Below are 25793 nucleotides of genomic sequence, written 5' to 3'. Positions count from 1 at the left end.
ATGGCCGCCTACGACTACATCCACGACGGCACGGCGATCTACGAGCGCTCCTTCGCCATCATCCGCGCCGAAGCCGACCTGTCGCGCTTTTCGGATGCCGAGGCAGATGTCGCGATCCGCATGATCCATGCCTGCGGCCAGGTCGAGGCCGCCAGCCATTTCGTCTTCTCCAGTGATTTCGTTGCCGCCGCGCGTGCCGCACTTTCGGGCGGTGCGCCGATCTTCTGCGACGCCGAGATGGTCTCGCATGGCGTCACCCGCGCCCGGCTGCCGGCCGGCAATGACGTGATCTGCACCCTGCGCGACCCGCGAACACATGAGATCGCCAACACAATCGGCAACACCCGCTCGGCCGCTGCGATCGACCTGTGGGGCGAGCGCATGGCCGGTTCGGTCGTCGCCATCGGCAATGCGCCGACCGCGCTCTTCTACCTGCTGGAAAAGCTGCGCGACGGCGCGCCGAAGCCGGCCGCGATCATCGGCATGCCGGTCGGTTTCGTCGGTGCTGCCGAATCGAAGGATGCGCTGGCCGAGAATTTCTATGGCGTGCCCTACGCCATCGTGCGCGGAAGGCTGGGCGGCAGCGCCATGACCGCCGCCGCGCTCAACGCATTGGCGAGGCCGGGCCTGTGAACGCGATAGCAAAAGGCCGCCTGGTTGGCGTCGGCACCGGTCCCGGCGACCCCGAACTGCTGACGCTGAAGGCCGCGCGGGCATTGGCTGAAGCCGATGTCGTGGCGTACTTCGCCAAGCGCGGCAACAACAGCAATGCTCGTGCCATCGTCGAGGCGCGCTTCCGGCCGGACATGCTGGAACTGCCGCTGCTCTATCCGGTGACGACGGAGATCGACAAGGATCACGACGACTACCGCTCGCAGATCACCGAATTCTACGAGCAATCGGCCGAGGCCGTCGCCGTGCACCTCGATGCCGGCAGGATGGTGGCGGTGCTCTCGGAAGGCGATCCGCTCTTCTACGGCTCCTACATGCACCTGCATGTTCGGCTGGCGCATCGCTTCCCGACAGAGGTCATTCCCGGCGTCACCGCGATGTCCGGCTGCTGGTCGGCGACCGGTCTACCGATCGTCCAGGGCGACGATGTGCTGACCGTGCTGCCGGGCACGATGAGCGAGTTCGAATTGACCCGCCGCCTTGCGGACACCGATGCCGCTGTCATCATGAAGGTCGGCCGCAACCTGCCCAAGATCAGGCGGGCACTGGAGGCGACCGGCAAGCTGACCAAAGCCGTCTATGTCGAGCGCGGCACCATGCCGGGCAGCGTCTCGATGCGGCTGGCCGACAAGCAGGACGACAAGGCGCCCTACTTCGCCATCGTGCTGGTGGCTGGTTGGTCGACCCGGCCCGGCGCGTCGGGAGCCAAGCCATGAGCGGCCGCCTGACCGTCATCGGCCTTGGGCCCGGCAATGCCGACCAGGTCACGCCCGAGGCGAGCCGCGCCGTTGCGGAAGCCAAATTCTTCTACGGCTACAAGCCTTATCTCGACCGGCTCGAGCTGCGCCCCGACCAGACCCGCGTCGCCTCCGACAATCGCGAGGAGCTCGCCCGCTCCAAGGACGCACTGGTGAAGGCCGCCGAGGGCCATGATGTCGCCGTTGTCTCCGGCGGCGATCCCGGCGTCTTTGCCATGGCGGCAGCCGTCTGCGAGGCGATCGAGGCCGGCCCTGCCGAATGGCGCGCCGTCGACGTCGCGATCGTGCCAGGGATCACCGCCATGCTCGCGGTCGCCGCCCGCATCGGCGCGCCGCTCGGCCATGATTTCTGCGCCATCTCGCTGTCCGACAATCTGAAGCCGTGGGAGTTGATCGAACTGCGCCTGCTGGCGGCTGCCGGCGCCGGCTTCGTCATCGCGCTCTACAACCCGATCAGCAAGGCGCGCCCCTGGCAGCTCGGCCGCGCCTTCGAATGCCTCGCCGCCATCCTGCCCGGCACGACGCCGGTCATCTTCGGCCGCGCCGCAGGCCGACCCGACGAGCGCATCGAGGTTTTCTTGCTGGCCGACGCCGATGCGGAAAAGGCCGACATGGCGACCTGCATCATTATCGGCTCGCCGGAAACCAGGATCATCCGCCGCGGCGAGCGGCCGTCGCTGGTCTACACACCGCGCTCCGCCACGGGTTCGAGAAAATGATCGACCATCGCGGCGAGCGCTTCGACGGTTTCAGCCGACGGAACGTCTGGCAGCTCCGGCCTGCGCACCATTATCACGCCGATGCCGACCGCTCGTGCCGCGGCGATCTTGCCGTAGGTCGCCTCGCCGCCACTGTTCTTGGACACGATGACGTTGATGCCATGCTCGACAAGCAGCGCGCGTTCGTCGGCTTCCCGGAACGGTCCGCGCGCCAGCAGATAGGTTGCGACCGGCACCGCCAGCCTCGGCTCGACCGGATCGACGCTGCGGATGAGATAGTGGTGTTGGGGTGCCGCTTCGAAGGCGGCCACCTCTTGCCGTCCGAGTGCCAGGAAGACACGGCGCGGCGCCTCGCCGAGGGCCTCGACCGCGCCAGCCACGGTGGCGACCAGCGTCCAGCTGTCGCTGTCGACGGGCTCCCAGCCGGGACGCCTGAGCGCCATGATCGGCACGCCGGAAAGCTGCGCCGCGTCCGCTGCATTGGCCGAAATTCGCGCCGCATAGGGATGCGTGGCATCGATCAGCAAAGCCGTACCGGCTTCCTCGAGATACGCCGCCAGCCCGGGCACGCCGCCAAACCCTCCGGTGCGGACGGGAACGCCTTGCGTCACAGGGCTTTCGGTGCGGCCGGCCAACGACAGCGTGACCGAGAGGTCGGCGCGAAGAGCCAGCTTTCCCGCCAGCTGCCGGGCTTCGGTGGTTCCGCCGAGGATCAGAATACGGTGGGGCATCATGCCTGCTGAGGGTCCGCGCGGCGCCAAGCTCAACTCATGGCTCACAATCGTCGGCATCGGCGAGGACGGTTTAGCGGGTCTCGGCGACGAGGCCAAGCGGCGGATCGCAGGGGCCGAGTTCGTCTTCGGGGGCAAGCGCCACCTTGCGCTGGTGGCGGCGATCGTCAAGGGCGAAGCCCGCGCCTGGCCGACTCCCTTCGACCCGGACATGCGCGGCGTGCTGGCGCTGGCCGGCAAGAACGTCTGCGTGCTCGCCTCCGGCGACCCGTTCTTCCATGGCGTTGGCGCCACCCTTGCCCGCAAGGTGAAGACGCAGGACATGCATGTCATCCCCGCGCCATCGTCGCTTTCGCTGGCCGCATCCCGTCTCGGCTGGGCCTTGCAGGACATCGAGACCATTTCCCTGCATGGCCACTCGATCGATCTGATCCGGCCGCTGCTGCACCCCGGCACCCGCGTCCTTGCCCTGACCTCCGACGCCGACGCGCCGGCTGCCATCGCGCGGCTGCTGACCGAACTCGACTTCGGCGCCTCGCGGCTGACGGTCCTGGAGGCCCTGGGGGGACCTAGCGAAAACGCGCGGTCGACCCGCGCCGACGCCTTCGACCTCGAAACCATCAACCCTCTCAACGTGCTGGCGATCGAGGTTGACTCAACTCCGGATGCCCGAATCCTGCCGCTGACACCAGGCCTCGCCGATCATCTGTTCGATCATGACGGCCAGATCACCAAGCGCGAGATCCGCGCCATGACCCTGTCGGCACTGGCGCCGAGGCGCGGCGAACTGCTGTGGGATATCGGCGCCGGTTCCGGTTCCATCGGCATCGAATGGATGCTTGCCCACCCCTCGATGCGCACCATCGCCATCGAGGTCGATTCGACCCGTGCCGCCCGCATCCATCGCAACGCAGCTGCTTGTGGCGTCCCAGGCCTTGTCGTCGTCGAAGGTTCGGCGCCGAAGGCGTTGGCCAAACTGGACACACCCGATGCCATCTTCATCGGCGGCGGTGGCAGCGATACCGGCGTGCTCCGCGCAGCCATCAAGGCTTTGCCCTCTGGCGGCCGGCTGGTCGTCAATGCGGTGACGCTGGAGATGGAGGCCTTGCTCCTTGCCCAGCACACCAAGCATGGCGGCGACCTCACCCGCATCGCCATTTCGCGCGCCTCCCCGGTCGGTTCGATGCAGGCCTGGCGGCCGGCCATGCCGGTCACCCAATGGAGCTGGGTGAAGCCATGATGGTCGCAGGCATCGGCAGCCGCAAAGGCGTCAACGCAGGCGAGGTGCTTGCGGCGATAGAAACCGCGCTGGAGGCGCACGGGCTGGCGATGACGGCGCTGTCTGCATTGGCGACCGCCTCTGTTAAGCAGGACGAACCGGCAATCTTCTCCGCTGGGCGCGAACTCGCTCTCCCGGTGATCGTTGTAGAGGACGATGCTCTGAAGTCTGCATCGTCTGGCACGCTTAGCCGCTCCGACCTGTCTCAGTCGAAGGCTGGCACACCGTCGGTCTCGGAAGCATCAGCCCTCGCTGCGGCCGGCCAGGGCGCAAAGCTGCTGGGGCCGCGCACCGTGCTCGGCCCGGTCACCTGCGCCATCGCCATCAGCGGAGATGCGGCATGACCGTCCATTTCATCGGCGCCGGACCGGGCGCCGCCGACCTCATCACCCTGCGCGGTGCAAGGCTGCTGGCCAGCTGTCCGGTCTGCCTCCATGCCGGCTCGATCGTCGCCCCGGAATTGCTGCAGCACTGCGCTCCCGGGACAAAGATAATCGACACCGCACCAATGTCGCTGGACGAGATCGAGGCCGAATATCTGGCCGCCCACAGGGACGGCCACGATGTCGCCCGCCTGCACTCTGGCGACCTGTCGGTGTGGAGCGCGGTGGCCGAGCAGATCCGACGGCTGGAGAAGCACAGCATCCCTTATACGCTGACACCGGGCGTGCCCTCTTTCGCTGCCGCCGCCGCAGCGCTGCGCCGCGAACTCACCATTCCCGAAGTCGCGCAGAGCCTGGTGCTGACCCGCGTCTCCGGCCGCGCCTCGAAGATGCCACCCGGCGAGACGCTGGCCGGCTTCGGCCGCACTGGCGCCACGCTCGCCATCCATCTCGCCATCCATGCCATCGACCGCGTCGTCGCCGAGCTGACGCCGCTCTATGGCGCCGATTGCCCGGTGGCGGTGGTCTTCCGCGCCTCCTGGCCGGACGAGCGCGTGCTGACCGGCACGCTGGCGACCATCGAGGCGCAGCTGGCCGCCGATCCGATCGAGCGCACGGCGATCATCTTCGTCGGCAGTTCGCTGGCAGCGCAGGATTTTGGCGAGAGTTCACTTTATGACGCCCACTACCAGCGGCGTTTTCGCGGACGGGACGGGTTGTGAGCGGCAGCGCCAAGCATAAGAGCGGAAACGCAACGGTCGAGCAGGCGCTCGCACGGCTGAACTTCAAGCCGCGCGAACTGGAGCCCGGACATGTCTGGCTGGCCGGCGCCGGCCCCGGCGATCCCGGCTGCCTGACGCTGGAAGTGCTGGCCGCCCTCGGCCAATGCGACGCGCTCGTCTATGACGCGTTGGTCTCGCCCGATGCCGTCGCGGTGGCGGCCGACGCCGAACTCTTCTATGCCGGCAAGCGCGGCGGCCAGCCGTCGATGAAACAGGACGACATCACCGCTTTGCTCGTGCGTCTGGCGCGCCAAGGCCGCAGGGTCGTCCGGCTGAAGGGTGGCGACCCCTATATTTTCGGCCGTGGCGGCGAAGAAGCGTTGGCACTTGCGCGCGAAAACATCCCGTTCCGCGTTCTGACCGGGCTGACGTCGGGCCTCAGCGCACTCGCCGCCGCCGGCATTCCCGCCACAATGCGTGGCATCAACAAGGCAGTGATCCTGGCGACCGGCCACGCCGCCGGCGCCGAAGACGATCTCGACTGGGCGGCAATCGCCCGCACCGGCCAGCCCATGGTCGTCTATATGGGCATGGCCAATCTGCCGGTCATCGCAGCCTCCCTCCTCGACGGCGGCCTGGCACCCTCGACGCCGGCCGCGGTGATCGTGTCCGCCACGACTCCGCAGGAGCGCATCGTCGTCGCCACGCTCTCCACCATCGCTGAAGAGGCGGCCGCAGCCGGCTTGACCGCGCCGGCGCTGATCGTCGTCGGCGGCATTGTCGCCATGCGCGCGGCATTGGCGGGCGAGCCATGACCCGCGCCATCATCATCGGCGCGCCGCGCTCGGGCTCGGGCAAGACCAGTGTCACCATCGGCATCCTGCGTGCGCTGGCCCGGCGCGGCGTCAAGGTGCGTGGCGCCAAATCCGGTCCTGACTATATCGACCCCGGCTTCCACACCGCCGCGACAGGGCTGTCCGGCGTCAACCTTGACAGCTGGGCGATGTCGCCCACCTTGCTCAACGCGCTCGCCGGCAACGCAACCGAGGATGCCGACTTCATCTTCCTCGAAAGCGCCATGGGCCTGTTCGACGGCATACCCGCGCCGGCCGGGCGCTCCGGCTCGGCGGCCGATCTCGCGCGGCTCTACGGCCTGCCGGTGCTGCTGGTGCTCGACGTGTCCGGACAGTCGACGACTGCCGCAGCCGTCGCCAAGGGCTTTGCCACCTATGATCCCGGCGTGCGCATGGCCGGCGTCGTGCTCAACCGGCTCGGCAGCGAACGCCATCTCCGGCTCTGCGGCGATGCGATCGAGGCGCTCGGCCTGCCCGTTGTCGGCGCCATCCTGCGCGATCCCACGCTCAACCTGCCCGAACGCCATCTCGGCCTCGTCCAGGCCGGCGAATATGAGAACCTGATGGCGCATCTCGACCTTTTGGCCGACATGGCGGAAAAATCGCTCGACCTCGATGCCATCATGACGCTGGCGGCGCCATTCCAACCAGCTCCTGGCGGCTTCGGCGATGCCTTGCAGCCACCCGGCCGGCGCATAGCATTGGCCGAAGACGCCGCCTTCACTTTCCTCTACCCGCATGTCGCCGCGTATTGGCGCAAGGCCGGCGCCGAGATCGTCCCCTTCTCGCCGCTCGCCGACGAGGCGCCCGACGAAAGCTGCGACGTCTGCTGGTTGCCGGGCGGCTATCCGGAGCTTCACGCCGGCCGCCTTGCCAATGCTGAAGATTTCCGTGCCGGCATGGCAAAATTCGCTGCAACGAAACCCGTCCACGGCGAGTGCGGCGGCTTCATGGTGCTGGGCGAGACGCTGGAGGATGCGTCGGGCGAGACGCACAAAATGCTCGGCCTGCTCGGCCATTCGACCAGCTTCGCCAGGCGCAAGATGAACCTCGGCTACCGCGAGGCGCGGCTGCGTGCCGATTGTCCGCTGGGAGGCCAGGGCACGCTGGTCCGTGGCCATGAGTTCCACTATGCGCAGATGCTTGCTGCCGGCAATGATGAGCCGCTGGCCGACCTCGCCGACGGCCAAGGCAATCCGCTCGGCGCCTCCGGCTACCGGCGCGGCCATGTCAGCGGCACGTTCTTCCATGCCATTGCGAGGAGCTAGGGCATGAAGCTCCGGAATTTGACCCTTTCGCCCCGACAAATCCTCGACGACATCGCGCTTTGCCTGGTTTTCTTCACAAGACTGCCGCTGCCCGTCTTCGACTTTCGCGGCCGCAGCCTCGCCGCCGCGATCTGGGCCGCGCCGGTCGCCGGCCTTGCCGTCGGCCTGATCGGCGCGGTCGTCTACGCCACGGCGGAACGGTTCGGCCTTGCCATGGGTCCGGCAGCGGCACTTGCCTTGGCGGCAACCTTGCTCACCACCGGCTGTTTGCATGAGGACGGGCTGTCCGATGTCGCCGACGGCTTTGGCGGCGGCAAGACGCGCGGCCTGAAACTGGAGATCATGCGCGACAGCCGCATCGGCGCCTACGGTGCATCGGCGCTGGCCCTGTCGCTGCTGATCCGCTGGAGCGCGCTTTCACAACTCGTCGACCCCACACAGGCGCTCTTCGCCCTCATTGCCGCGCACGCCGCCTCACGCGGCTTGCTGGGCGCCTTCATGCATCTCTTGCCCTCAGCGCGGTCCGACGGCCTCTCGGCCGGCGCCGGCACCGCTTCGGTCGAAACCGCCATAGCCGGTGCCGTACTCGGCGCGGTCCCGCTGCTCTTGCTCGGGCCCGGAGGCGCCATTGTCGCGGTCATCCTGCTTGGCCTGCTGTTTGCAGCGTTCCGCGCCCTTTGCCTCAACCAGATCGATGGCCAGACCGGCGATACGGTCGGCGCCCTGCAGCAGCTGGGCGAGATCACGATCCTGCTCGTCGCTTCCGTTTCCCAATCCTGACTCTTCCCCGGAGATTTTGCCCCCATGCCCTTCAAATCGCTTGATGAACTGCGCGCCGCTTGCCTCGACCTGCCGGCCGGCAGCGACACGGCAGCGACAGCCGTCGCCCGCCGCCAGGACACGCTGACCAAGCCGCAAGGTAGCCTCGGCCGTCTCGAAACCATCGCCACCTGGCTGGCGCGCTGGCAGGGCCGTGACATGCCGCAGCTCGACCGCGTCAAAGTCTTCGTCTTCGCCGGCAACCACGGCGTCACCGCGCAGGGCGTGTCGGCTTTCCCGTCCGAGGTCACCGTGCAGATGGTGGCGAATTTCGCCGGCGGGGGTGCCGCCATCAATCAGCTTGCCCGCATCGCCGGCGCCGAACTCGACGTCATTCCGCTCGATCTGGAGCACCCGACCGGCGATTTCACGCAAGCGGCGGCAATGGACGAGACGGCCTTCCTTGCCGCCGTCTCGGCCGGCTACGACGCTGTGACGAACGATATCGACCTCGTCTGCTTCGGCGAAATGGGCATCGGCAACACGACGTCGGCCGCAGCCATTTCGGCGGCACTGTTCGGCGGCGGCGCGGAGAAGTGGACCGGGCGCGGCACGGGCGTCGACGATGCCGGCCTGAAGCGCAAGGTCACGGCCATCGAGGCCGGCCTGAAGCGCCACGCCGCGGCTCTGACCGACCCGTTGAAGATCGCCGCCACGCTTGGCGGGCGCGAGCTTGCCGCCATCTTCGGCGCGACGCTCGCCGCGCGCCACAACAATGTGCCGGTGTTGCTCGACGGCTTTGTCTGCAGCGCCGCCGCTGCTCCCCTCGCAAGGCTGCACCCGACCGGCCTCGCCCACACGATCGCGGCCCACGTCTCGGCCGAGTCCGGCCACCGTCGTCTATTGGAGGCGCTCGGCCTGCCGCCGTTGCTCGATCTCGGCATGCGGCTTGGCGAAGGCTCCGGCGCTTGTCTCGCGGTCAACGTCGTCCGCTCGGCGCTGGAATGCCACGCCCGCATGGCGAGTTTTGCGGAAGCCGGTGTGTCGGAAAAGTAAATCCGGTCAGAGTTTCAACGCTGCCGATGCATTTGAAGACAGCGTGGCCGCTCTACTCGCGACCACGCTTTCGCAGGATGAATAGGTGCGGTGGACAGCGGATCACGGACCAAGAACATCGTTAACTGTTCGTTAGCCACGCTGTCCTAATTTGAGACATCCGACGCAGATCGTCGGGTAGAGGTCGCGCTAGTTTTTCGGACCCAGCCAAGCCCCGCCAAGGCTAGCGCGGCCACTACTTTTAAAGCAAATCTTGCCGTATGCAACTCATACGTGCGATTAACCTTACTGCATAACCTTAAAGTTAGCGACCGCGGTTTGCTCAGGCAGCGATCAACGGGCCGCCTCCTCGTTCATCTGCGACCGGAACGCTGCCTGCGGACGCCAATATCGCTTTTCGATTCGGCAGGTTTCTGAGCCGCGTTTTTGAACCCGGCAAACGCTGCTTATGAACAAGAACGTTCACGTTGACGCGAACCGCCTCACGTCCCATCGTTCCAAGGTCTTTTCCACCAAGTTTTTGAAAAATTTGGTGGGTGCGCACAGGATTGAACTGTGGACCCGCTGATTAAGAGTCAGCTGCTCTACCAACTGAGCTACGCACCCACTCGGCCGGAAAACCGGCGTCGGCGGGCATATAGCCGCCGATTTCGGGGATGTCCAGCCCTGCCGGAATCATTTCCCGACAAATCGACCAAGCCGCTCGCGCTCAAACGAAAAGCTTGCCTTCCGCCACCCTGATGGCATGGCCGCCAATGCGGGCGGACGCCAGTTTTCCGCCTTCGACATTGAGTTCGAGACGGATGCGCGACGGCCGGCCCATCTCCAGCCCCTGCTCGATCCACAGCTGCGAAACGCCGTCCGTCGGACCGTCGAAATGCATGATGGCGCCGGCAAAGGCGGCCGCCGCCGAACCGGTCGCGGGGTCTTCATAGGACGGACTGCCGGGAACGATCATGCGGACATGGAAAGCGCTTTCGTGGTTCACCGTCTCGCGGCAGTAGACATAGGGGCTGGCGAAGGCCCACTCGCTTTTGCGCGGCGCCAGTTCTGACCACGCCTGGTTGTCCAGCTTTATCCGGGCGGCTGCCTCCAGATTGGCGACGGGGATGGTCACGTAAGGCACGCCCGCCGACCAGAACGAGACGCGATGATTCTCGAAGCCGATCTCGTGCGGCGCGAGGCCAAGGGCGGCACCGATCGCCTCCGGCGCGGCGGACAGTTCCAGCCGCTCCGGCAGCTTCGCCAGGTCGAACTCGGCGAAGGTGGCGCCGTCGTGCTTGCTGACGGCGCAGCGCACCGGACCGATATTCTCCTCCAGCACGAAGATGCCGGCGGCCTCCCCATCCCCGGCCCGTTCGGCGAGCGCGATCGCCGAGCCGACGGTCGGATGGCCGGCGAACGGCATTTCGTAGTCAGGCGTGAAGATGCGAATGCGGGCACGGTGCTTGGGATTGTCGGGCGGCAGCGCGAAGACCGTCTCGGACAGGTTGAACTCACGCGCGATGGCCTGCATCGCGGCCGTGTCCAGTCCTTTGCCATCCAGCACGACAGCCAGCGGGTTGCCGGCCAGCCGCTCGGTCGTAAACACGTCGTAAAGCAAGTAATTCCGCGGCTGCATGCCAGAAGTCCTCCGCCTTGATCCCAACATGAGCGAAATTTAATTTGAAATCCGAACCAACAGGCCTGATCTGTACACACATAGGGACGCTTTCGCATCAATAGGGGTCCAGCTTGGACCAGCTTGTCAATCCGCCAAAGGCGGAATCGGATTCCGCCATCGAGACAGCGCTTGGGCTTGATCGAGGCGGCGTGAGGAAGAAGCGTCGTCGTGGCTGGCTCTACGCGCTGCTGGCACTGATCGCTATTGCCGTCAGCATCGGCGGCTACCAATGGTATGCCGGCGCGCCCGCCAACATCGACTACACGACCGTGCCGGCCGCCATTGCCGACCTCACCGTTGCGGTCTCCGCCACCGGCACGCTGCAGCCCCTCACCCAGGTCGATATTTCCAGCGAACTGTCCGGCGTTGTCCGTTCGGTCTCGGTCAACGAGAATCAGCAGGTGAAGAAGGGGGATGTGCTGGCGGCGCTAGACACCGCCAAGCTCGAGGTGCAGATCGAGCGCGCCCAGGCGTCCGCCAAGGCAGCGGCGGCAAGTCTCGAGGACGCCACCGTAACCTTGGCCGAGAACGAAAAGGCGCTTGTGCGCGCGGCGGCGCTGACCAAGCGCGGCATGGCGACGGACCAGTCGTTTGAGGCGGCCACCGCGACGCGCGACCGCTCCAAGGCCGCACTCGACAGCGCCGAAGCCAATCTTGCCATCGCCAATGCCGACCTCAAGGCGCAGCAGACGGACCTCGCCAAGAGCACCATCTATGCCCCCATAGACGGCATCATCCTGACGCGCTCGGTCGATCCCGGCCAGACCGTCGCCTCCTCGCTGCAGGCGCCGGTGCTGTTCGTCATCGCTGCCGATCTCAGGAACATGGAATTGAAGGCGGCTGTCGACGAGGCCGACATCGGCGCGGTCAAGACCGGCCAGCATGCGCGCTTCACCGTCGACGCTTTCCCGGAGCGGCCCTTCGACGCCGAGATCCGCGACATCTCCTACGCTTCCGTCACCACCGATGGCGTCGTTACCTATGACGCGCGCCTCGAGGTCGACAACAACGAGCTTCTGCTCAGGCCCGGCATGACCGCCACTGTCTCTGTCGTGACCAAGCAAGCCAAGGGCGTGCTTACCGTGCCGTCCACTGCCTTCCGCTACCGGCCGGCGCAGGCCGCCCGTAGCTGGAGCCTGAGGGACCTGTTCACCGGCCGCATGGGCCGCCCCGGCGGCAACCGCCAGCGCCAGGCCACGACGACGACCCCGACCGACGGCTCGCGCACGCTCTACGTGCTGGAAAACGGCCGGCCGCGTGCCGTCAACGTCAAGATCGGCTCCACCGACGGCGAACTGACCGAGATCACCTCGGGCCTTGATGAGGGCGCTGAGGTCATCACCGGCTCGCAGTTGCGGAGCTGACACCGTGTCAGGCCCCGTCCTCATCAGTTTCGACAAGGTCTGGAAAAGCTACGGCCAGGGCGAGGCCCGGGTGCATGCGCTGGCCGGCGTCGACCTTGCCATCCGCAAGGGCGAATTCGTCGCCATCATGGGTCCGTCCGGTTCGGGAAAATCGACGGCGATGAACATCATCGGCTGCCTCGACACGCCAACGTCGGGTACCTACAGTTTCGAAGGCATCGACGCCGGACGGCTCGACCGCAACCGCCGCGCCCTGCTGCGCAACCTCTATGTCGGCTTCGTCTTCCAGGGCTACAACCTTTTGCCGCGCACCACGGCGGCCGAAAATGTCGAGCTTCCGCTGATCTATCGTGGCGTCGCCAGAAGCGAGCGCCGCGCGCTTGCCATGCAGGCGCTGGCGGAGGTCGGCCTTGTCGGCCGCGAGCATCACACGCCGGCAGAACTCTCCGGCGGCCAGCAGCAGCGCGTGGCGATCGCGCGCGCCATCGTCACCCGGCCGACGCTGCTCGTCGCCGACGAGCCGACCGGCAATCTCGACACCGCACGCACGCACGAGATCATGGAATTGCTGACACGGCTGAACGCCGAGCTTGGCCTGACCATCGCCATGGTCACGCACGAGGCCGACGTCGCAGCCTACGCTGAGCGCACCATTCGCTTCCTCGACGGCCATGTCGCGTCGGACAGCAAGAACCTCGAGATGGCGTAGAGCGATGATCTGGGAAACCGTCCGCCTCTCGCTGATCTCGATCCGCCGCAACGTGCTGCGCTCGTTCCTGACCCTGCTCGGGATCGTCATCGGCGTCGCCGCCGTCATCGCCATGCTGACGATCGGTTCCGGCACCACCGAAAAGGTCAAGGCCGACATCTCCAAGCTCGGCAGCAATTTGCTCGTCGTCCGCTCCGGCCGCCCGGCTGGTCCCGGCGGACCGGGCGGGCTCGACCAGGTGGTCCGTCCACTTGCCGAAAAGGACCTTGCCGCGCTGGTCGCGCATCTCAGCGGCGCGCGCGCCATTTCGCCCGCCTCGCAAAAACAGGTGCGGGTCATCTTCGGCACCGAGAGCCTGACCTCAGGCGTCACCGGCACCGACAGTGCCTATCTCGATGCCCGCGACTGGAAGCTGGTTTCCGGCCGTCCGTTCAGCGATTCCGAAACCCGCTCCGGCGCCGGCGTCTGCCTGGTTGGCGAGACGGTGCGCCAGCAATTCTTCGGCGCCGGCGATCCCGAAGGCGAGATCGTCCGTGTCAACCGTACCTCCTGCAAGATCATCGGCCTGCTGGAGCCGAAGGGCTATACCGGCTTCGGCCAGGACCAGGACAATGTCGTGCTGATGCCGCTCGCAGCCTATCAGCGCCGCATCGCCGGCAACCGCGATATCGATTCGATCTACATCGCTGCCGACGACCGGACGCCGACCACCGAATTGCAGCCGCGTGTCGAGGACATCTTGCGCGACACGCGCCGCATCACGCCCGACCGCGATGACGATTTCTCGATCCGCGACATGACCCAGATCGCCGACGCCATGGCCAGCGCCACCACGACGATGACCGGCATGCTCGGCGCGGTCGCCGGCGTCAGCCTGCTGGTCGGCGGCATCGGCATCATGAACATCATGCTGGTGTCTGTCACCGAGCGCACGCGCGAGATCGGCATCAGGCTCGCCATCGGCGCGCACGAGAAACATATCCTCATCCAGTTCCTGGTCGAGGCCACTGTGCTGTCGCTGCTCGGCGGCATTATCGGCATCCTCATCGGCCTGGCGCTGGCCGCCATTGCCTCGGTGACACTGACCATCCCCTTTTCACCAAGCCCGGCAGTCATCCTGCTCGCCGTCGGCTTTTCCGCGCTGATCGGCATGGTGTTCGGTTTCTTCCCGGCGCTGCGTGGTGCAAGGCTCGACCCGATCGACGCGCTGCGGCACGAATAGAGCAGCCGCGCCGGAAACCTGTCCGCCGCAACGACCGCAAGGCGGTGCAAGAGAAGGCACAACGCTGACCATCGCCAAAACGTGGAAACAGGGACCAGCCAAGCGTCTCCTGTTACCCAGCGAGGACAGTGCCGAAGAGCTAGCCGGCTCCGCGCGAAAAGCGGACAGGTTCCCTTACGTGCCCTTCTGAGCTGCAACCTGTCAAAACGGCAGTCGCGCGTTCTCCTTGACCTCCTTCATGACAAAGAAAGTCCGGGTCTGCCGAACGCCTGGTAGCGCGATCAGCTTCTGTCCATGGAGCTTGTTGAAATCCGCCATATCGCGAACTCTTATCTTCAACAGATAGTCGAAGTCGCCGGCCACGAGATTGCAATCCAGGACTTCCTTGAGCTTGTGCACGGCCTCTTCGAAAGCAGCGAAGCTTTCAGGTGTCGAGCGGTCGAGCACGACGCCGACCATGACCAGCGCGCCAAGCCCTACCGCAGCGGGCGCGACCTCCGCCCTGACCCCGGTGATGTAGCCCTCTTCGAACAGGCGTTGCGTGCGCCGATGGCAGGTGGCGGCGCTGACATTCACGCGGGCCGCCAAGTCGGCATTGGTCAGCCGTCCCTCGGCCTGCAGTGCGCGCAGGATCCTGACGTCGATGCGGTCGAGAGTTTCAGTGGAAGATTCTTCCATTTCTATGGGCCTTTATGGATCATTGAGCCAGTTATACCGCGTTTATGTAGGATATGTGTAAATTCCATAAGCAAGTTCGAGAGCACCTTTCGCAAGATCCCGCTTATGATCCGCCCATGGAAAACGACCACGGCGGAGACAGATCGATGTCGCTTCTCGCAAAATTTGAACGTTATCCGCTGACCTTCGGCCCGACGCCCATCGAGCACCTGCCGCGGCTGAGCGCAGCGCTGGGCGGAAAGGTGCAGGTTTACGCAAAGCGTGATGATTGCAATTCCGGGCTCGCCATGGGCGGGAACAAACTACGAAAGCTCGAATACATCGTGCCGGACGCGATCGCATCCGGCGCCGACACGCTGGTGTCGATCGGCGGCGTCCAGTCGAACCATACGCGCATGGTCGCCGCGACGGCCGCCAAGATCGGCATGAAGTGCGTGGTGATCCAGGAAAAATGGGTGCCCCACTTTGATGCGGTCTACGACCGGGTCGGGAACATCCTGATGACGCGCCTGATGGGCGCGGACAGCCGGCTCGTCGACGACGGCTTCGACATCGGCATTCGCAAGAGCTGGGAGGACGCGATCCAGTCGGTGAAGGACGCGGGCGGCAAGCCCTACCCGATCCCGGCCGGCGCCTCGGTGCACAAGTTCGGTGGGCTGGGCTATGTCGGCTTCGCCGAGGAGGTGGCCACGCAGGAAGCCGAGCTTGGCTTCGCTTTCGACTACATCATCGTGTGCGTTGTGACCGGGTCGACGCAGGCCGGCATGATTGTTGGCTTCGCCGCGCAAGACCGCGCCGACCGGGTGATCGGCATCGACGCTTCCGGGACGCTTGACCAGACCCGCGCGCAGGTCCGCCGCATCGTCGACGACACCGCCGCCCTCGTCGGCCTCGGCCGCGCCGTCCGCGACGACGAAATCGTGATCAATCCCGACTATGCCTATCCGGCCTATGGTGTTCCGTCGGACGCCACGAACGACGCGATCCGGCTGGCGGCCCGCACCGAGGCCATGATCACTGATCCGGTGTACGAGGGAAAGTCGATGCAGGGCCTGATCGACCTGACCAGGAAGGGCTTCTTCCCCGACGGTTCAAGAATTCTCTACGCGCATCTCGGTGGTGCGCCGGCCATCAATGGCTACAGCTATTATTACAAGGACGACGGCGCCAGCCTTCCGAACCGGCCGCAATCAGCAGCGGTCCCTATAAGTGAGCCTGGCGTCCGGGAAAGCGCGCCGCACGACGCGCTACCGCCGCTCTTTCCATAATCCGACCCCCGTCCTTGCGACGGGTATCGGCGCAAGGCGACCTCGCTCGATGAGCACATTCTCGAAACGAATCGCTCAGCATCGGTGAGCTATGAATCGTACTTTCGAGCGAGGAGTGAACTCAAATGGAGAAATATGCCTAGGCCACAGTCCTATATTACACCGTTGCCGTGGTTGCATCCGTGTTTCTTGTAGCTGCTTATATGAGCGATCTGTCGGGCCTCAACGCATGGCGACGCAGAAGACACCCGCGAAGTGTCTATCAAGTAGAATTGGCCAAACGGATACTGGACAAATAGTCACCAACGAGCCGCAATGGTCGCAGCGTAAGACACTATAGGCCGGGGTCCTCATCGCTGCCCGCAAAATGCCACTCGATGAGCGGCTTCATATGCCCCATCAACCCTTCCGGCAGGTCGACGGCATGGCGTATGATCACCGGGCCTTCGATTTCGGGCTCAGCTTCGGTGGCGACGAAAGCTGAGATGCGCTGCGCGATCTCGTCGGCCGGCTCGGCAACCCTATAACGGCGGACGATCACCGTGCCGCTCGGCGAGGATAGCGCGTGGTAGCGCTGGCCGCGTGCGGCACCCGACAGATCGATCCCGGTCTCCTCGCCTACCTCGCGGATCATGTTGAAGTCGACGTCGACAAGCCCATCGCGGAAATCGATCGGTTCGAACGAGCCGGCGGCGAAATAGACGCGCCCGGCATTGACCGTGTGCGCACCCATGCGGATCGCCACCAGCGCATTGTCGCCGGCGACCAGCATGGCATGGGCATAGGCATGTTCGGCGCCCGTCCCCTGGCGGTTCTGCCGCCACAGCATGAAGGTCGAGTATTTTACCGCATGGCAGCGCCCCACCAGCCGGTTGTCGTAGTAGGCGAGCGCCGAGAGCAGCACCACCGTGCCGTCGAACAGCGCCGGGTTCGCCTCCATCTCGCGCTGCCAATTCTCTGCGATCGCTTGGCCGTTGTCGCGTTCGAACGGATGCGGGCCGGGGTCGAGCCGGACGTCGACCGCGTCGACCGGCAGGATGACGTTGCGCGGCAAGTCGAAGCTCACGATCAGGCCATGTCCAGCGTGATCGCCACCGGGCAGTGGTCGGACGCCTTCGGCCGATCCCAGCCGGCGCGCGGGAAGCGGTCGACTTCCTGGCCGGCGGGAAAGATTGTGCGCCAGGGCTGGCCGCTGCGGATGATGTCGGGAACCGCTGTCGCGTTCTTCGCCGCCAGTCCCTTCGACAACAGGATGTAGTCGAGCTGGCACAGATGCCGCTCCTGCGGCCCGCGCGTGTGGTAGAAACTCCAGCGATCCATTTCCGGCCGCCGCTCGACGACGTTTTCGCAAAAGCCGCCGGCGGTCAAAACGTTGATGCAGGACTGGCTCTCGTCTATCACCTGAAAGCGGTAGCCATCGAAATTATCGCCCTCGATCTTCACCCGCTGCCGGTAATCGTTCATGTCGCCGCAGATCGCCCAGCGCTTGTCGGCGGCATGATCCTTGCCGAAACGTTCCTCTATGATCCGCCGGACGGCTTGCGCCTCGGCGATACGGATCGGCATCGTCGCCTCGCGTCCATCAAGCCCGTTGCGGGGCGAGCCCATCGACTTGAAATGCACGAGGTAGAGCGTCAGCTGCACGCCGCCCACCGCCAGGTCGATCTCCAGGCAATCGCGGCGGAAGATGCGCTCATTGGCCTGGTTTCCGAGTGCAGCCAGTTCCGGCGTGTGCAGCCCGAACTGCTCGTAGGTGACATAGGCGTGGCTGGTCATGCGCACGAACTCGATCGGCTGGCCCTGCGCGGTCTCGTTGCGCATCATGACGGCGACGTCGATGCCGCGTGAATCATTGCCGGCCGTGGTGTATTTCTGCCGGTAGCCCTCTCCCACCATCTTGAACAGATAGCCATATTCGAAGGCCTTCAGCGCCTCGATATTGTCGACCTCCTGCATGCAGATGATGTCGGCGCGGGTGGCGGCGATCGCCAGCGCCGTCAGCTGGCGCGTGTCGTCGGACTGGGCGATGGCGCGGGCCTGCTCCAGCATCCTGTATTCGGCCTCGCTCTTGATATCGAAGAGCGCCAGCGTGCGGTCCTCGTTGAGCTGGTTGCGATAGCCTGAGAAATCGAACCTGTTCATCAGGTTCTCGACATTGAAGGTGGCAAGGCGCAGCGACATGGCCGTGACCTTTGCCTGCAAGCAGGCACGAAGACAAGGGCCTGATCTCTGCCCGTCATGGTTGATCGCCATGGTTGACGGAACCTTTCCGTTCATCGTCCGTTCAGACGGAAAGTTCCATCAATAGGCTTCTTCCCGGGTAATCTGGGCGTGGGGCCTTGTTCTTCGGAGAGTGCCATGAAACCGCTCTTTTTGTCTTCTGTCAGATCCGGTCTGATGACCTTGGGTCTTGTGGCGGGCCTGACGGCTCCGTCGCCGGCCGGCCCGATCGTGCAACCCGATCTTTCGATCCCGGCCAGTTCCGCGGCGTCCGGGATCACACCCATCCGCGACGAATGGGCTGGCGGCAATGACCGGCAGGTCTATCGGGATTGGCGCTGGCGCAACCGTGGCGGCAATTTCCGCGAGCGTCGTTTTTCCCGCAACTGGGACAATGGCGACGACTGGCGTTGGAGACGTCACCATCACCGCCGCCATTTCGGTGGTGACGCGGCCCTTCTGGGATTGGGCTTAGGCCTGGGCTTGGGCAGCCTGGCCTACGGCAATTATTACGATCCCTATCCGCGCTACGTTCAGCCGCGGCGCATATACCGGTCGTCCAGTGCCCATGTCCAGTGGTGCTACGATCGCTACCGCTCTTACCGGGCGTGGGACAATACGTTCCAGCCTTACAATGGTCCCCGCCAGCAGTGCTGGTCGCCCTATAGCTGAGCGGCAGATACAGGAATGCCCGGCGGCGTCGCACGATGCGGCGCCGCTTTGCTTTCGGCGACCGGTTCCGACAAAGCCGATCGACGCTAACGCTCTGTTTATCAGGCCGGTTTATCGACTGGTCTGATCCGAGCGCTCCCCGAGCGACGATCGCCCCTGGGGATTCCGCACCATGGCCGAGGACGAAAACAGAGACAGGCACCGGCAGCGCGTGCTCAAGGGCGCGTCGATCCTGACCGGCATCACCAACTCCGAAGTCAAATGCACGCTGCGCAACATGCATGCGGGCGGCGCCGAACTCAAAGTCCCGATCGGCGCGCGCGTGCCGGACGAGTTCCTGCTCTATGTGCCGGCCGACGGCATCGGCTACAAGGCCGTGGTCCGCTGGCGCAGCGAGGGTCGCATCGGCGTCGAATTCACCGGCACCGAGCCGAAGCCGCATTGGCACTACGGCTGAGCGCCGGGCGGCAGCACGGCCCGCAACCCCGTTCAGTCGACGAATTCGACACCGACAAGCGTCTGCGAGCGCCAGCGCACGCGTGCCGAACGGCTGTGCTCGGCGCCATTGACGGAGAGTTCGAATCCCGACGGCACGCCGATTGTGTCACCAAAGCTCAGTTGCGCACCGTTTTCGGACTCGTTGCGTACCGCGCCCTCCATCGCGCCAAACCCATTGTTGAACCGTAGCGTTGCCCCTTTGAGCGCGCGCCGCCGGCGCTGCGCCCGGCGCTCGCCAAAGAACGCATTGCCACCCAACATCATATTCATTTTGCTGCAGTCTCCATTGTCCCGGAGTGTACAAAGCGAATCGCATGCCAGTATTTTCGTATCGGAATGAAACAACCTAGATAAGAGAAAACCGGCGGATCGCTCCGCCGGCCTTTTTCGTTCTCATTAATATTAGGTGATACTAATTTTAATCTTTTCGAAGAGCTTGTTCTTCGCGATCACCCGCGCGATCGCAAGGCGAAGCCCGAGGACGCGCAAGGCAAAGGACCGTGGAGCGCTTTAGTTCTTGGCCTTGTCGACCAGCTTGTTCTTGGAAATCCACGGCATCATCGCACGCAGCTTGGCGCCGACTTCCTCGATCTGGTGGCTGTCGTTGTTGCGGCGGATGCCCTTGAAGCGCGACAGGCCGGCGCGGTATTCCTGCATCCATTCCGAAGTGAATTTGCCCGTCTGGATGTCCTTCAGCACGCGCTTCATCTCGGCCTTGGTGTCGGCGGTGATGATGCGCGGACCCGAGACGTACTCGCCCCATTCGGCGGTGTTCGAGATCGAGTAGTTCATGTTGGCGATGCCGCCCTCATAGATCAGGTCGACGATCAGCTTGACCTCGTGCAGGCACTCGAAATAGGCCATTTCCGGCGCGTAGCCGGCTTCCACCAGCGTCTCGAAGCCGGCGCGGATCAGTTCGACCAGGCCGCCGCACAGCACAACCTGCTCGCCGAACAGGTCGGTCTCGCATTCCTCGCGGAAATTGGTCTCGATGATGCCCGAACGGCCGCCACCAACGCCGCAGGCGTAGGACAGCGCCAGATCAAGCGCGTTGCCCGAGGCGTCCTGGTTGACCGCGACCAGGCACGGCACGCCGCCGCCCTTCTGGTATTCGCCGCGCACCGTGTGGCCCGGACCCTTGGGCGCGATCATGACGACGTCGACCGAAGCCTTCGGCTCGATCAAGCCGAAATGCACGTTGAGGCCGTGCGCGAAGGCGATCGCGGCACCGTCGCGGATGTTCGGCGCGATCTCGTTCCTGTAGATGTCGGCCTGCAATTCGTCGGGCGTCGCCATCATCATCAGGTCGGCCCATTTGGCGGCTTCCGCCACGGTCATCACCTTGAGGCCGTCGGCCTCGACCTTGTTGGCGGTCGCCGAGCCGGCCTTGAGGCCGATGGCGATGTCCTTGGCGCCGGAATCCTTGAGGTTGAGCGCGTGCGCCCTGCCTTGGCTGCCATAGCCGATGATGGCGACCTTCTTGCCCTTGATCAGGTTGAGATCGGCATCGCGATCGTAATAGACACGCATTTCGTCTTCCTTCCCGTTTGGTATCAGAGGCCTTGTGGCCCGGTTTTTGCTCCGAAAAGAGCGAGAAACTGCTGCGTCGCCCGGGCGGCATCGCCGCCGATTGTCGCCTCAGTCAATTCCAGCCGGTCGCCGAGCAGCAGACGGATCTGCACGTCGCGGGCGACCAGCCCGAAAAAGCTCCGGAACGCCGTCTCGGCATCCGAAAAGTCGAGAAGCCCGGCCTGACGACCTGCTTCCAGCACCGGCTTCAGGCGCCGGGCCAAAGCGAAGCGGCCATTCTCCAGCACGACGGCGCCAAGGTTGTCCTTGCCCGATCCTGCATGGCTGACCGCGACGCGGTTGAGTGCAATCGAAGTGTCGCTCGAGATCACGTTGAGCCAGTCGGACGCGAAGCGCTCCAGGCTCGCGGTCAGCGAGGCGATGTGCCCCTCTCGATCGACCGGCGCCACGCGCACCTTGGAGGCCTGCCACTGCACGGTCGCCGTCAAGAGCCCGTCGCGGTCACCGAACCATTTGTAGAGCGTTTCCTTGGAGCAGCTCGCCCGCCGCGCCACCGCCGTCATGGTCAGTTGATCGCCCTCCTCGACCAGCAGACGAAGCGCTGCATCCAGCACGGCCTTCTGCCGCTCCGTCAGCGTTTCGCTGGTGTCGATATTGGCGCTTGCCTGCAACAAACTTTTCTTCCTGCCCCGAGTGTCAGTCGCCCACATAGCGTACCGTACGTTACGGTTCGGCTTTTCTATGGCGCATTGCCCGGCCCGGGGCAAGCGCTATTTGTCCCAAAGGATCCAAATCCCGGGATGCGCGATGTTAATCGGATTGCTTGCACTGGCCGTTGCTGCCGCTTTCACGGGTGCTGCCATCTATGTAAGCGTCGCCGAGCAGCCGGCCCGGCTTCGACTGGAAGATCGGCCGCTGCTGCAGGAATGGCAGCCCTCCTACAAGCGCGGTGCCGTCATGCAGGCCTCGATCGCGGTTGTTGCCTTTGTTCTCGGTGTCTTTGCCTGGTGGCAGACCAGCAGTCTCGCCTATCTGGTCGGGGCGGTGCTGATCATCTTGCCGTGGCCATGGACGTTGATCGTGACCGACATCCAGGATACGGGTGGCCTGATCGCGAAGATGACCGGCAAGCTCATCCTGGTCAGCCATCATCTCTGTCCCTATGTGCAGCGCGCGGCGATATCGCTCACGGAGAAGGGCGTGCCGTTCGAACGCATCACCATCGATCTTGCCAACAAGCCGGCCTGGTTCAAGGCGATTTCCCCGCTCGGCAAGGTGCCGCTGCTGCGCGTCCGGCAAAATGGCGAGGAGACAGCGATCTTCGAATCGGCGGTCATCCTCGAATTCCTCGAGGAGACGGAGACCAATCCGCTGCATCCCGCCGACCCGCTCGCCCGTGCCCGCCACCGCGCCTGGATCGAATTCGGCTCGGCTATTCTGAATGGCATCGGGCGGTTCTACTCCGCGTCCTGCGAGGCCGCCTTCCGTGCCGAAAGCGAGGGCCTGTCGGCGATGTTCGATCGGCTCGAGTCGGAACTGGCCGATCGCAACGCCCCAGGATCATGGTTCGCCGGCGAGCGCTTTTCACTCGTCGACGCGGTCTACGGACCGATCTTCCGCTATTTCGACGTCTTCGACCGGATCGGCGATTTCGGCATTCTCGACGAGAAGCCGCTTGTCCGGGCCTGGCGCAAGGCATTGAGCGAACGCCAGTCGGTAAGGGACGCGGTTGCCTCAGACTATCCGCCGCGGCTGCATGCCTTCCTGCTGGCGAAGCGGTCGCATCTTTCGGAACTCATCCTGAGGAACGATCCGGCCAATTCGCTTCCTTTAGCCCGATCCGCCTGAACGGATCGATCACCGTTCCGGCCACCAGCGAAGCGAGCAATTGCGGCGCCGGCGGGATTTTCGCAACCGTCGCCACCAGCCTGTCGCGCGCGAACGGCAGTGCCACAGAGTCCGACTGATAGAAGGGCGTGAACGCCAGCGACAGCGCCTGGAATATCCGCACGTGCCAGCGTCGCGCCCGCACATAGGCTTCCAGTGCCTCGTCGACACCGGTCGTCCTTGCCAGCGCGTGGCTGAGCGCCGCTGCATCGAGCAGCGCCATGTTCGCCCCTTGCCCGAGCTGCGGGCTGGTCGAATGCGCGGCGTCGCCGATGATCGCCAGCCGACGGCGGGCCGGCAGCCTCATCGTATGATGGCCATAGCGCGCCAGCGAAAGCTGGTCGAAACTGTCGAGCTGCCTGGTGAACGCCTCGCACTCGGGCCACAGGCTGACCACCCTCGCCTTCCAGGCGTCGATCCCCGCGGCCCGCACGCTCTCGGCGTCCGCCGGCTTCAGGCTCCAGAAGAAGGCTGCCATCCTTTCAGCGCCGGGTTCCGGCCGGCCGATCGGCAGCACGCCGACCATGATTCTGGCCTTGCCGTAGCGCTGCAGCAGCGCGTTTTCGTCAAAGCCCTCGCCCCGCCAGCCGAGCGAGGCCCAGAACGCGCCATAGGCGAGCGAGCGCACCTCGCCCAGATCCTTCAGGCACTGACGCAGCTTCGAGCGCGAACCGCTGGCGTCGACGACGAGATCGAAAGGTCCGATCCTTCTTCCGTTGGCGCAGGCGAGCATCGCGCGTTCGCCGGTCTCCAGCGCCTCGATCTCGACACTGGTTTCGATGGCAATCGCCTCGCGCAGGGCGGCGCGGAACAGCACGCCGAACAGCGCGGCACGGTGCACCGCCAGCCCGAACCGGCGGCCGCGCTGCGCATCGTAGCGGACGGCGAGCACCGTGCGGCCGCTGCTGGCATCCGCCCCGTGCAGGCGATCGATACGGCTGCCGAGTGCCAGGATGTCGTCGAGCAGACCGAGATCGGCAAGCACGGTCAGCCCGGTCGGCTGCAGGATCAGCCCCGAACCCACGGGCTTCGGTTCGTCGAAGCGCTCGAAGACGGTGACGCGGTGCCCGGCGCGTTTCAGATAGAGCGCCGTGGCCAGCCCCGCCGGCCCAGCGCCGGCAATCGCGATGTCGAGAGATTTTTCCATTGCCCGCCCAACCCAACTGGCGGGCACAATCCCTCAGGGGCATCGCCAAATCAACTCGGCGCTTTGACGCTTCGAAAGACGAGTTCAAGCTTAGTCAGCGTCGAAGGTAGCGCGCGCTTCGCGCACCGCCTCATGGTTGAGCTCGGCCCATTGGACGAGTTGATACAAGGGATGGAACATCGACCGTCCGAGGTCGGTCAGGCTGTATTCGACACTAGGTGGCTTGGTCGGGAACACCTCGCGATGCACGTAGCCATCGCGTTGCAGCTCATGCAGCGTCTGCGTGAGCATGCGCTGCGAGATGTCGGGAACCAGCCGGCGCAGCTCACCGAAGCGATACGGTTTTTCCGCCAGCGCCATCACCAGCAAAGGGCTCCATTTGCCATTGATGCCCCGCATGACGTCGCGAACCGGACAATCGGCGAAATTTGCGCCCGCCGTCATGGCTTTGTAGATCTCGAGCTTCGATTTCAGATTGACGATCTTGCCGTCCATCGCTGGTTCCCTGCGTGTGCCTACCTCCCGAAAAACTGCCTTCTTTACGGCAACGGGTCAATTCCTATTTTAGTGCTGCTCTCTTTTTGAGACCGTTACAGCACTCGCCGCTTCGGCGCAAAATCAGGATCTCCCGATGACCGAAACCCTTCTCGTCACCGGCGCCTCAGGCCAGCTTGGCCGCGGCGTCATCCATTATCTCCTGGACGCACACAAAGTTGCGCCTGCGCAGATCATCGCCGCCACGCGCAATCCCGAAAGCCTGGCCGACTTGGCGGCGCGCGGCGTCGTTGTCAGGGCCGCCGACTTCAGCGACGCGGCCTCGTTGGAAAACGCATTCAAGGGCGCCGACAGGGTGCTGATCATTTCGACCGGCGATCTCGATCTCAAAGGCGGCAGGCGCCTGAAGCAGCACGAGACAGCCGTCGCCGCGGCCAAACAGGCCGGCGTTTCGCACCTGCTCTACACCTCGATGCCCAACCCTGAACCGGTTTCGCCTGTGCTGTTTGCCGGCGACCATTACGGCACCGAGCAGGCGATCAAGGCCAGCGGTATCCCCTATACGATCTTCCGCAACGGCTGGTACCAGGAGAACCTGTTCATGGCGCTGCCGCACGCGATCGCCTCGGGACAGTGGTACACGTCCGCGGGCGATGGCCGTATTGCCCACGCTGCGCGCGACGACATGGCAGCGGCCATCGCCGCCGGCCTCGCTTCCGGCTCGAGCGAAAGCAAGATCTACACGCTGACCGGTCCGCAGGCGCATACGACGGCCGAGATCGCTGCCCTGGTCAGCGAAGTCACCGGCAAGCCGCTGGACGTCATCCAGCTGCCCGACGAGGCCTTGACCGAGGGCGTGAAGGCAGCTGGCGTTCCCGAGGAATTCGCTCGCGTCATCGTTTCCTTCGACGCCAACACACGCTCGGGCCGCATCGCCATGGTGACCGACGCGATCGAAACGCTTTCCGGCAGGAAGCCGCAAACGCTGAGAGAGTTCCTCGAGGCGAACAAAACCGCCCTGGCCGGCTGACGGCGCTTTCGGCGCACAGTGCAGGCACCGGCTTGGTGGGCGACGCAGCGGTGCGTAACCCTGAGATGCCGGCGGGACAGCGCCCCCCTTCTGTCCTACCCGACATCTCCCCCACTTGCTTGGGGGGAGATCGGCCGTCATCCTGGCTTTCGCCAATCTCCGATGTCGCAAGGAGAGCGTCGCCGCCGAAGCTGCCAACCTCCCCACTA

28 protein-coding genes and 1 tRNA gene are annotated in these 25793 nt (G+C 64.9%); 18 read left to right on the top strand and 11 right to left on the bottom strand.

The features are described from left to right. The 3 genes from D3227_RS04100 to D3227_RS04090 are packed head-to-tail and all read left to right on the top strand — an operon-like array spanning position 1 to position 2149. Complete coding sequence (locus D3227_RS04100; RefSeq protein ID WP_120012739.1) at positions 1–633, top strand: precorrin-8X methylmutase; 633 nt, start codon at positions 1–3, stop codon at positions 631–633. Then, positions 630–1388, top strand: a complete 759-nt coding sequence (locus D3227_RS04095; RefSeq protein WP_120012737.1) for a precorrin-2 C(20)-methyltransferase — start codon at positions 630–632, stop codon at positions 1386–1388. The genes D3227_RS04100 and D3227_RS04095 overlap by 4 nt, the downstream gene beginning before the upstream one ends. Continuing rightward, positions 1385–2149 (top strand): precorrin-3B C(17)-methyltransferase, encoded by a 765-nt coding sequence (locus tag D3227_RS04090; protein ID WP_120013048.1) that lies wholly within the window; start codon positions 1385–1387, stop codon positions 2147–2149. The genes D3227_RS04095 and D3227_RS04090 overlap by 4 nt, the downstream gene beginning before the upstream one ends. Here the strand turns inward: D3227_RS04090 and D3227_RS04085 are convergent. Further along, positions 2113–2880 carry a cobalt-precorrin-6A reductase gene (locus tag D3227_RS04085; RefSeq protein WP_120013050.1) on the bottom strand — a complete coding sequence of 256 codons (768 nt, stop codon included), beginning with the start codon at positions 2878–2880 and terminating at the stop codon, positions 2113–2115. The two genes, D3227_RS04090 and D3227_RS04085, sit on opposite strands and share 37 nt — an antisense overlap. A 1-nt stretch (position 2881) precedes the next feature. On the opposite strand from D3227_RS04085, the gene cbiE reads away from it, so the two are divergent. The 7 genes from cbiE to cobT are packed head-to-tail and all read left to right on the top strand — an operon-like array spanning position 2882 to position 9201. Further along, a complete protein-coding gene (cbiE, locus tag D3227_RS04080; RefSeq protein ID WP_120012735.1) occupies positions 2882–4120 on the top strand; it encodes a precorrin-6y C5,15-methyltransferase (decarboxylating) subunit CbiE in 1239 nt (412 codons plus the stop codon). Continuing rightward, positions 4117–4503 carry a cobalamin biosynthesis protein gene (locus tag D3227_RS04075; RefSeq protein ID WP_120013049.1) on the top strand — a complete coding sequence of 129 codons (387 nt, stop codon included), beginning with the start codon at positions 4117–4119 and terminating at the stop codon, positions 4501–4503. The genes cbiE and D3227_RS04075 overlap by 4 nt, the downstream gene beginning before the upstream one ends. Next, positions 4500–5264, top strand: a complete 765-nt coding sequence (gene cobM / locus D3227_RS04070) for a precorrin-4 C(11)-methyltransferase (RefSeq protein WP_120012733.1) — start codon at positions 4500–4502, stop codon at positions 5262–5264. Before D3227_RS04075 ends, cobM begins: the two co-directional genes overlap by 4 nt. After that, positions 5261–6079 (top strand): uroporphyrinogen-III C-methyltransferase, encoded by an 819-nt coding sequence (gene cobA / locus D3227_RS04065; protein WP_120012731.1) that lies wholly within the window; start codon positions 5261–5263, stop codon positions 6077–6079. The genes cobM and cobA overlap by 4 nt, the downstream gene beginning before the upstream one ends. Then, positions 6076–7386: a cobyrinic acid a,c-diamide synthase CobB gene (locus D3227_RS04060; protein ID WP_120012729.1), complete on the top strand. Its 1311-nt coding sequence runs from the start codon at positions 6076–6078 to the stop codon at positions 7384–7386. Before cobA ends, D3227_RS04060 begins: the two co-directional genes overlap by 4 nt. 3 nt (positions 7387–7389) lie before the next feature. Further along, the gene (locus D3227_RS04055; RefSeq protein ID WP_120012727.1) at positions 7390–8166 is read left to right on the top strand and encodes an adenosylcobinamide-GDP ribazoletransferase; all 777 of its coding nucleotides are present in this window, start codon (positions 7390–7392) and stop codon (positions 8164–8166) included. Positions 8167–8190: 24 nt separating this feature from the next. After that, entirely contained in the window at positions 8191–9201 is a 1011-nt protein-coding gene (cobT, locus tag D3227_RS04050; protein WP_120012725.1) for a nicotinate-nucleotide--dimethylbenzimidazole phosphoribosyltransferase, read from the top strand. Positions 9202–9731: 530 nt separating this feature from the next. On the opposite strand, the gene D3227_RS04045 is transcribed toward cobT, so the two are convergent. Beyond that, positions 9732–9807: transfer RNA gene (locus D3227_RS04045), tRNA-Lys, on the bottom strand. 103 nt (positions 9808–9910) lie between these two features. Beyond that, the gene (locus D3227_RS04040; RefSeq protein ID WP_120012723.1) at positions 9911–10822 is read right to left on the bottom strand and encodes a PhzF family phenazine biosynthesis protein; all 912 of its coding nucleotides are present in this window, start codon (positions 10820–10822) and stop codon (positions 9911–9913) included. A 113-nt stretch (positions 10823–10935) separates the two neighbouring features. Here D3227_RS04040 and D3227_RS04035 point away from each other — a divergent pair, with 113 nt between their 5' ends. The 3 genes from D3227_RS04035 to D3227_RS04025 are packed head-to-tail and all read left to right on the top strand — an operon-like array spanning position 10936 to position 14159. Beyond that, a complete protein-coding gene (locus D3227_RS04035) occupies positions 10936–12228 on the top strand; it encodes an efflux RND transporter periplasmic adaptor subunit (RefSeq protein ID WP_120012721.1) in 1293 nt (430 codons plus the stop codon). Then, the gene (locus tag D3227_RS04030; protein ID WP_425374476.1) at positions 12185–12937 is read left to right on the top strand and encodes an ABC transporter ATP-binding protein; all 753 of its coding nucleotides are present in this window, start codon (positions 12185–12187) and stop codon (positions 12935–12937) included. Before D3227_RS04035 ends, D3227_RS04030 begins: the two co-directional genes overlap by 44 nt. A gap of 4 nt (positions 12938–12941) precedes the next feature. Next, complete coding sequence (locus tag D3227_RS04025; RefSeq protein WP_120012717.1) at positions 12942–14159, top strand: ABC transporter permease; 1218 nt, start codon at positions 12942–12944, stop codon at positions 14157–14159. Positions 14160–14360: 201 nt separating this feature from the next. On the opposite strand, the gene D3227_RS04020 is transcribed toward D3227_RS04025, so the two are convergent. Beyond that, complete coding sequence (locus D3227_RS04020; RefSeq protein ID WP_120012716.1) at positions 14361–14837, bottom strand: Lrp/AsnC family transcriptional regulator; 477 nt, start codon at positions 14835–14837, stop codon at positions 14361–14363. A gap of 146 nt (positions 14838–14983) precedes the next feature. On the opposite strand from D3227_RS04020, the gene D3227_RS04015 reads away from it, so the two are divergent. Next, complete coding sequence (locus D3227_RS04015) at positions 14984–16105, top strand: 1-aminocyclopropane-1-carboxylate deaminase (protein ID WP_120013047.1); 1122 nt, start codon at positions 14984–14986, stop codon at positions 16103–16105. A gap of 334 nt (positions 16106–16439) precedes the next feature. Here D3227_RS04015 and D3227_RS04010 read toward each other — a convergent pair whose 3' ends face one another. Both D3227_RS04010 and D3227_RS04005 read right to left on the bottom strand, forming a co-directional pair. Beyond that, positions 16440–17171 carry a hypothetical protein gene (locus D3227_RS04010; RefSeq protein ID WP_120012715.1) on the bottom strand — a complete coding sequence of 244 codons (732 nt, stop codon included), beginning with the start codon at positions 17169–17171 and terminating at the stop codon, positions 16440–16442. 2 nt (positions 17172–17173) lie between these two features. Beyond that, positions 17174–18286: an endonuclease/exonuclease/phosphatase family protein gene (locus D3227_RS04005; protein WP_120013046.1), complete on the bottom strand. Its 1113-nt coding sequence runs from the start codon at positions 18284–18286 to the stop codon at positions 17174–17176. 177 nt (positions 18287–18463) lie between these two features. Here D3227_RS04005 and D3227_RS04000 point away from each other — a divergent pair, with 177 nt between their 5' ends. Both D3227_RS04000 and D3227_RS03995 read left to right on the top strand, forming a co-directional pair. After that, positions 18464–18997 (top strand): BA14K family protein, encoded by a 534-nt coding sequence (locus D3227_RS04000; RefSeq protein ID WP_120012714.1) that lies wholly within the window; start codon positions 18464–18466, stop codon positions 18995–18997. Positions 18998–19169: 172 nt separating this feature from the next. Next, on the top strand, positions 19170–19454 hold the full coding sequence (locus tag D3227_RS03995; protein WP_120012713.1) for a PilZ domain-containing protein: 285 nt from the start codon (positions 19170–19172) through the stop codon (positions 19452–19454). A gap of 32 nt (positions 19455–19486) precedes the next feature. On the opposite strand, the gene D3227_RS03990 is transcribed toward D3227_RS03995, so the two are convergent. The 3 genes from D3227_RS03990 to D3227_RS03980 all read right to left on the bottom strand — a co-directional run bounded on the left by D3227_RS03990 (position 19487) and on the right by D3227_RS03980 (position 21735). Then, positions 19487–19765, bottom strand: a complete 279-nt coding sequence (locus D3227_RS03990; protein ID WP_120012712.1) for a PilZ domain-containing protein — start codon at positions 19763–19765, stop codon at positions 19487–19489. Between the two features lie 240 nt (positions 19766–20005). Further along, on the bottom strand, positions 20006–21025 hold the full coding sequence (gene ilvC / locus D3227_RS03985; RefSeq protein WP_120012711.1) for a ketol-acid reductoisomerase: 1020 nt from the start codon (positions 21023–21025) through the stop codon (positions 20006–20008). Between the two features lie 23 nt (positions 21026–21048). Then, complete coding sequence (locus tag D3227_RS03980) at positions 21049–21735, bottom strand: TetR/AcrR family transcriptional regulator (protein WP_120012710.1); 687 nt, start codon at positions 21733–21735, stop codon at positions 21049–21051. A 409-nt stretch (positions 21736–22144) separates the two neighbouring features. Here D3227_RS03980 and D3227_RS03975 point away from each other — a divergent pair, with 409 nt between their 5' ends. Then, the gene (locus D3227_RS03975; RefSeq protein WP_245451650.1) at positions 22145–22873 is read left to right on the top strand and encodes a glutathione S-transferase family protein; all 729 of its coding nucleotides are present in this window, start codon (positions 22145–22147) and stop codon (positions 22871–22873) included. On the opposite strand, the gene D3227_RS03970 is transcribed toward D3227_RS03975, so the two are convergent. Together D3227_RS03970 and D3227_RS03965 are read right to left on the bottom strand one after the other, a co-directional pair. Beyond that, positions 22821–24059, bottom strand: a complete 1239-nt coding sequence (locus D3227_RS03970) for an FAD-dependent oxidoreductase (protein WP_167480582.1) — start codon at positions 24057–24059, stop codon at positions 22821–22823. The genes D3227_RS03975 and D3227_RS03970 overlap by 53 nt on opposite strands. Before the next feature lie 90 nt (positions 24060–24149). Beyond that, positions 24150–24554 carry a winged helix-turn-helix transcriptional regulator gene (locus D3227_RS03965; RefSeq protein ID WP_120012708.1) on the bottom strand — a complete coding sequence of 135 codons (405 nt, stop codon included), beginning with the start codon at positions 24552–24554 and terminating at the stop codon, positions 24150–24152. 136 nt (positions 24555–24690) lie between these two features. On the opposite strand from D3227_RS03965, the gene D3227_RS03960 reads away from it, so the two are divergent. Further along, positions 24691–25584: an SDR family oxidoreductase gene (locus D3227_RS03960; RefSeq protein WP_120012707.1), complete on the top strand. Its 894-nt coding sequence runs from the start codon at positions 24691–24693 to the stop codon at positions 25582–25584. Positions 25585–25793: the final 209 nt, after the last annotated feature.

It is taken from the genome of Mesorhizobium waimense (genome assembly GCF_003601975.1).
Lineage (GTDB): Bacteria > Pseudomonadota > Alphaproteobacteria > Rhizobiales > Rhizobiaceae > Mesorhizobium > Mesorhizobium waimense.
This window is presented reverse-complemented; position numbering and strand designations above follow the sequence as displayed.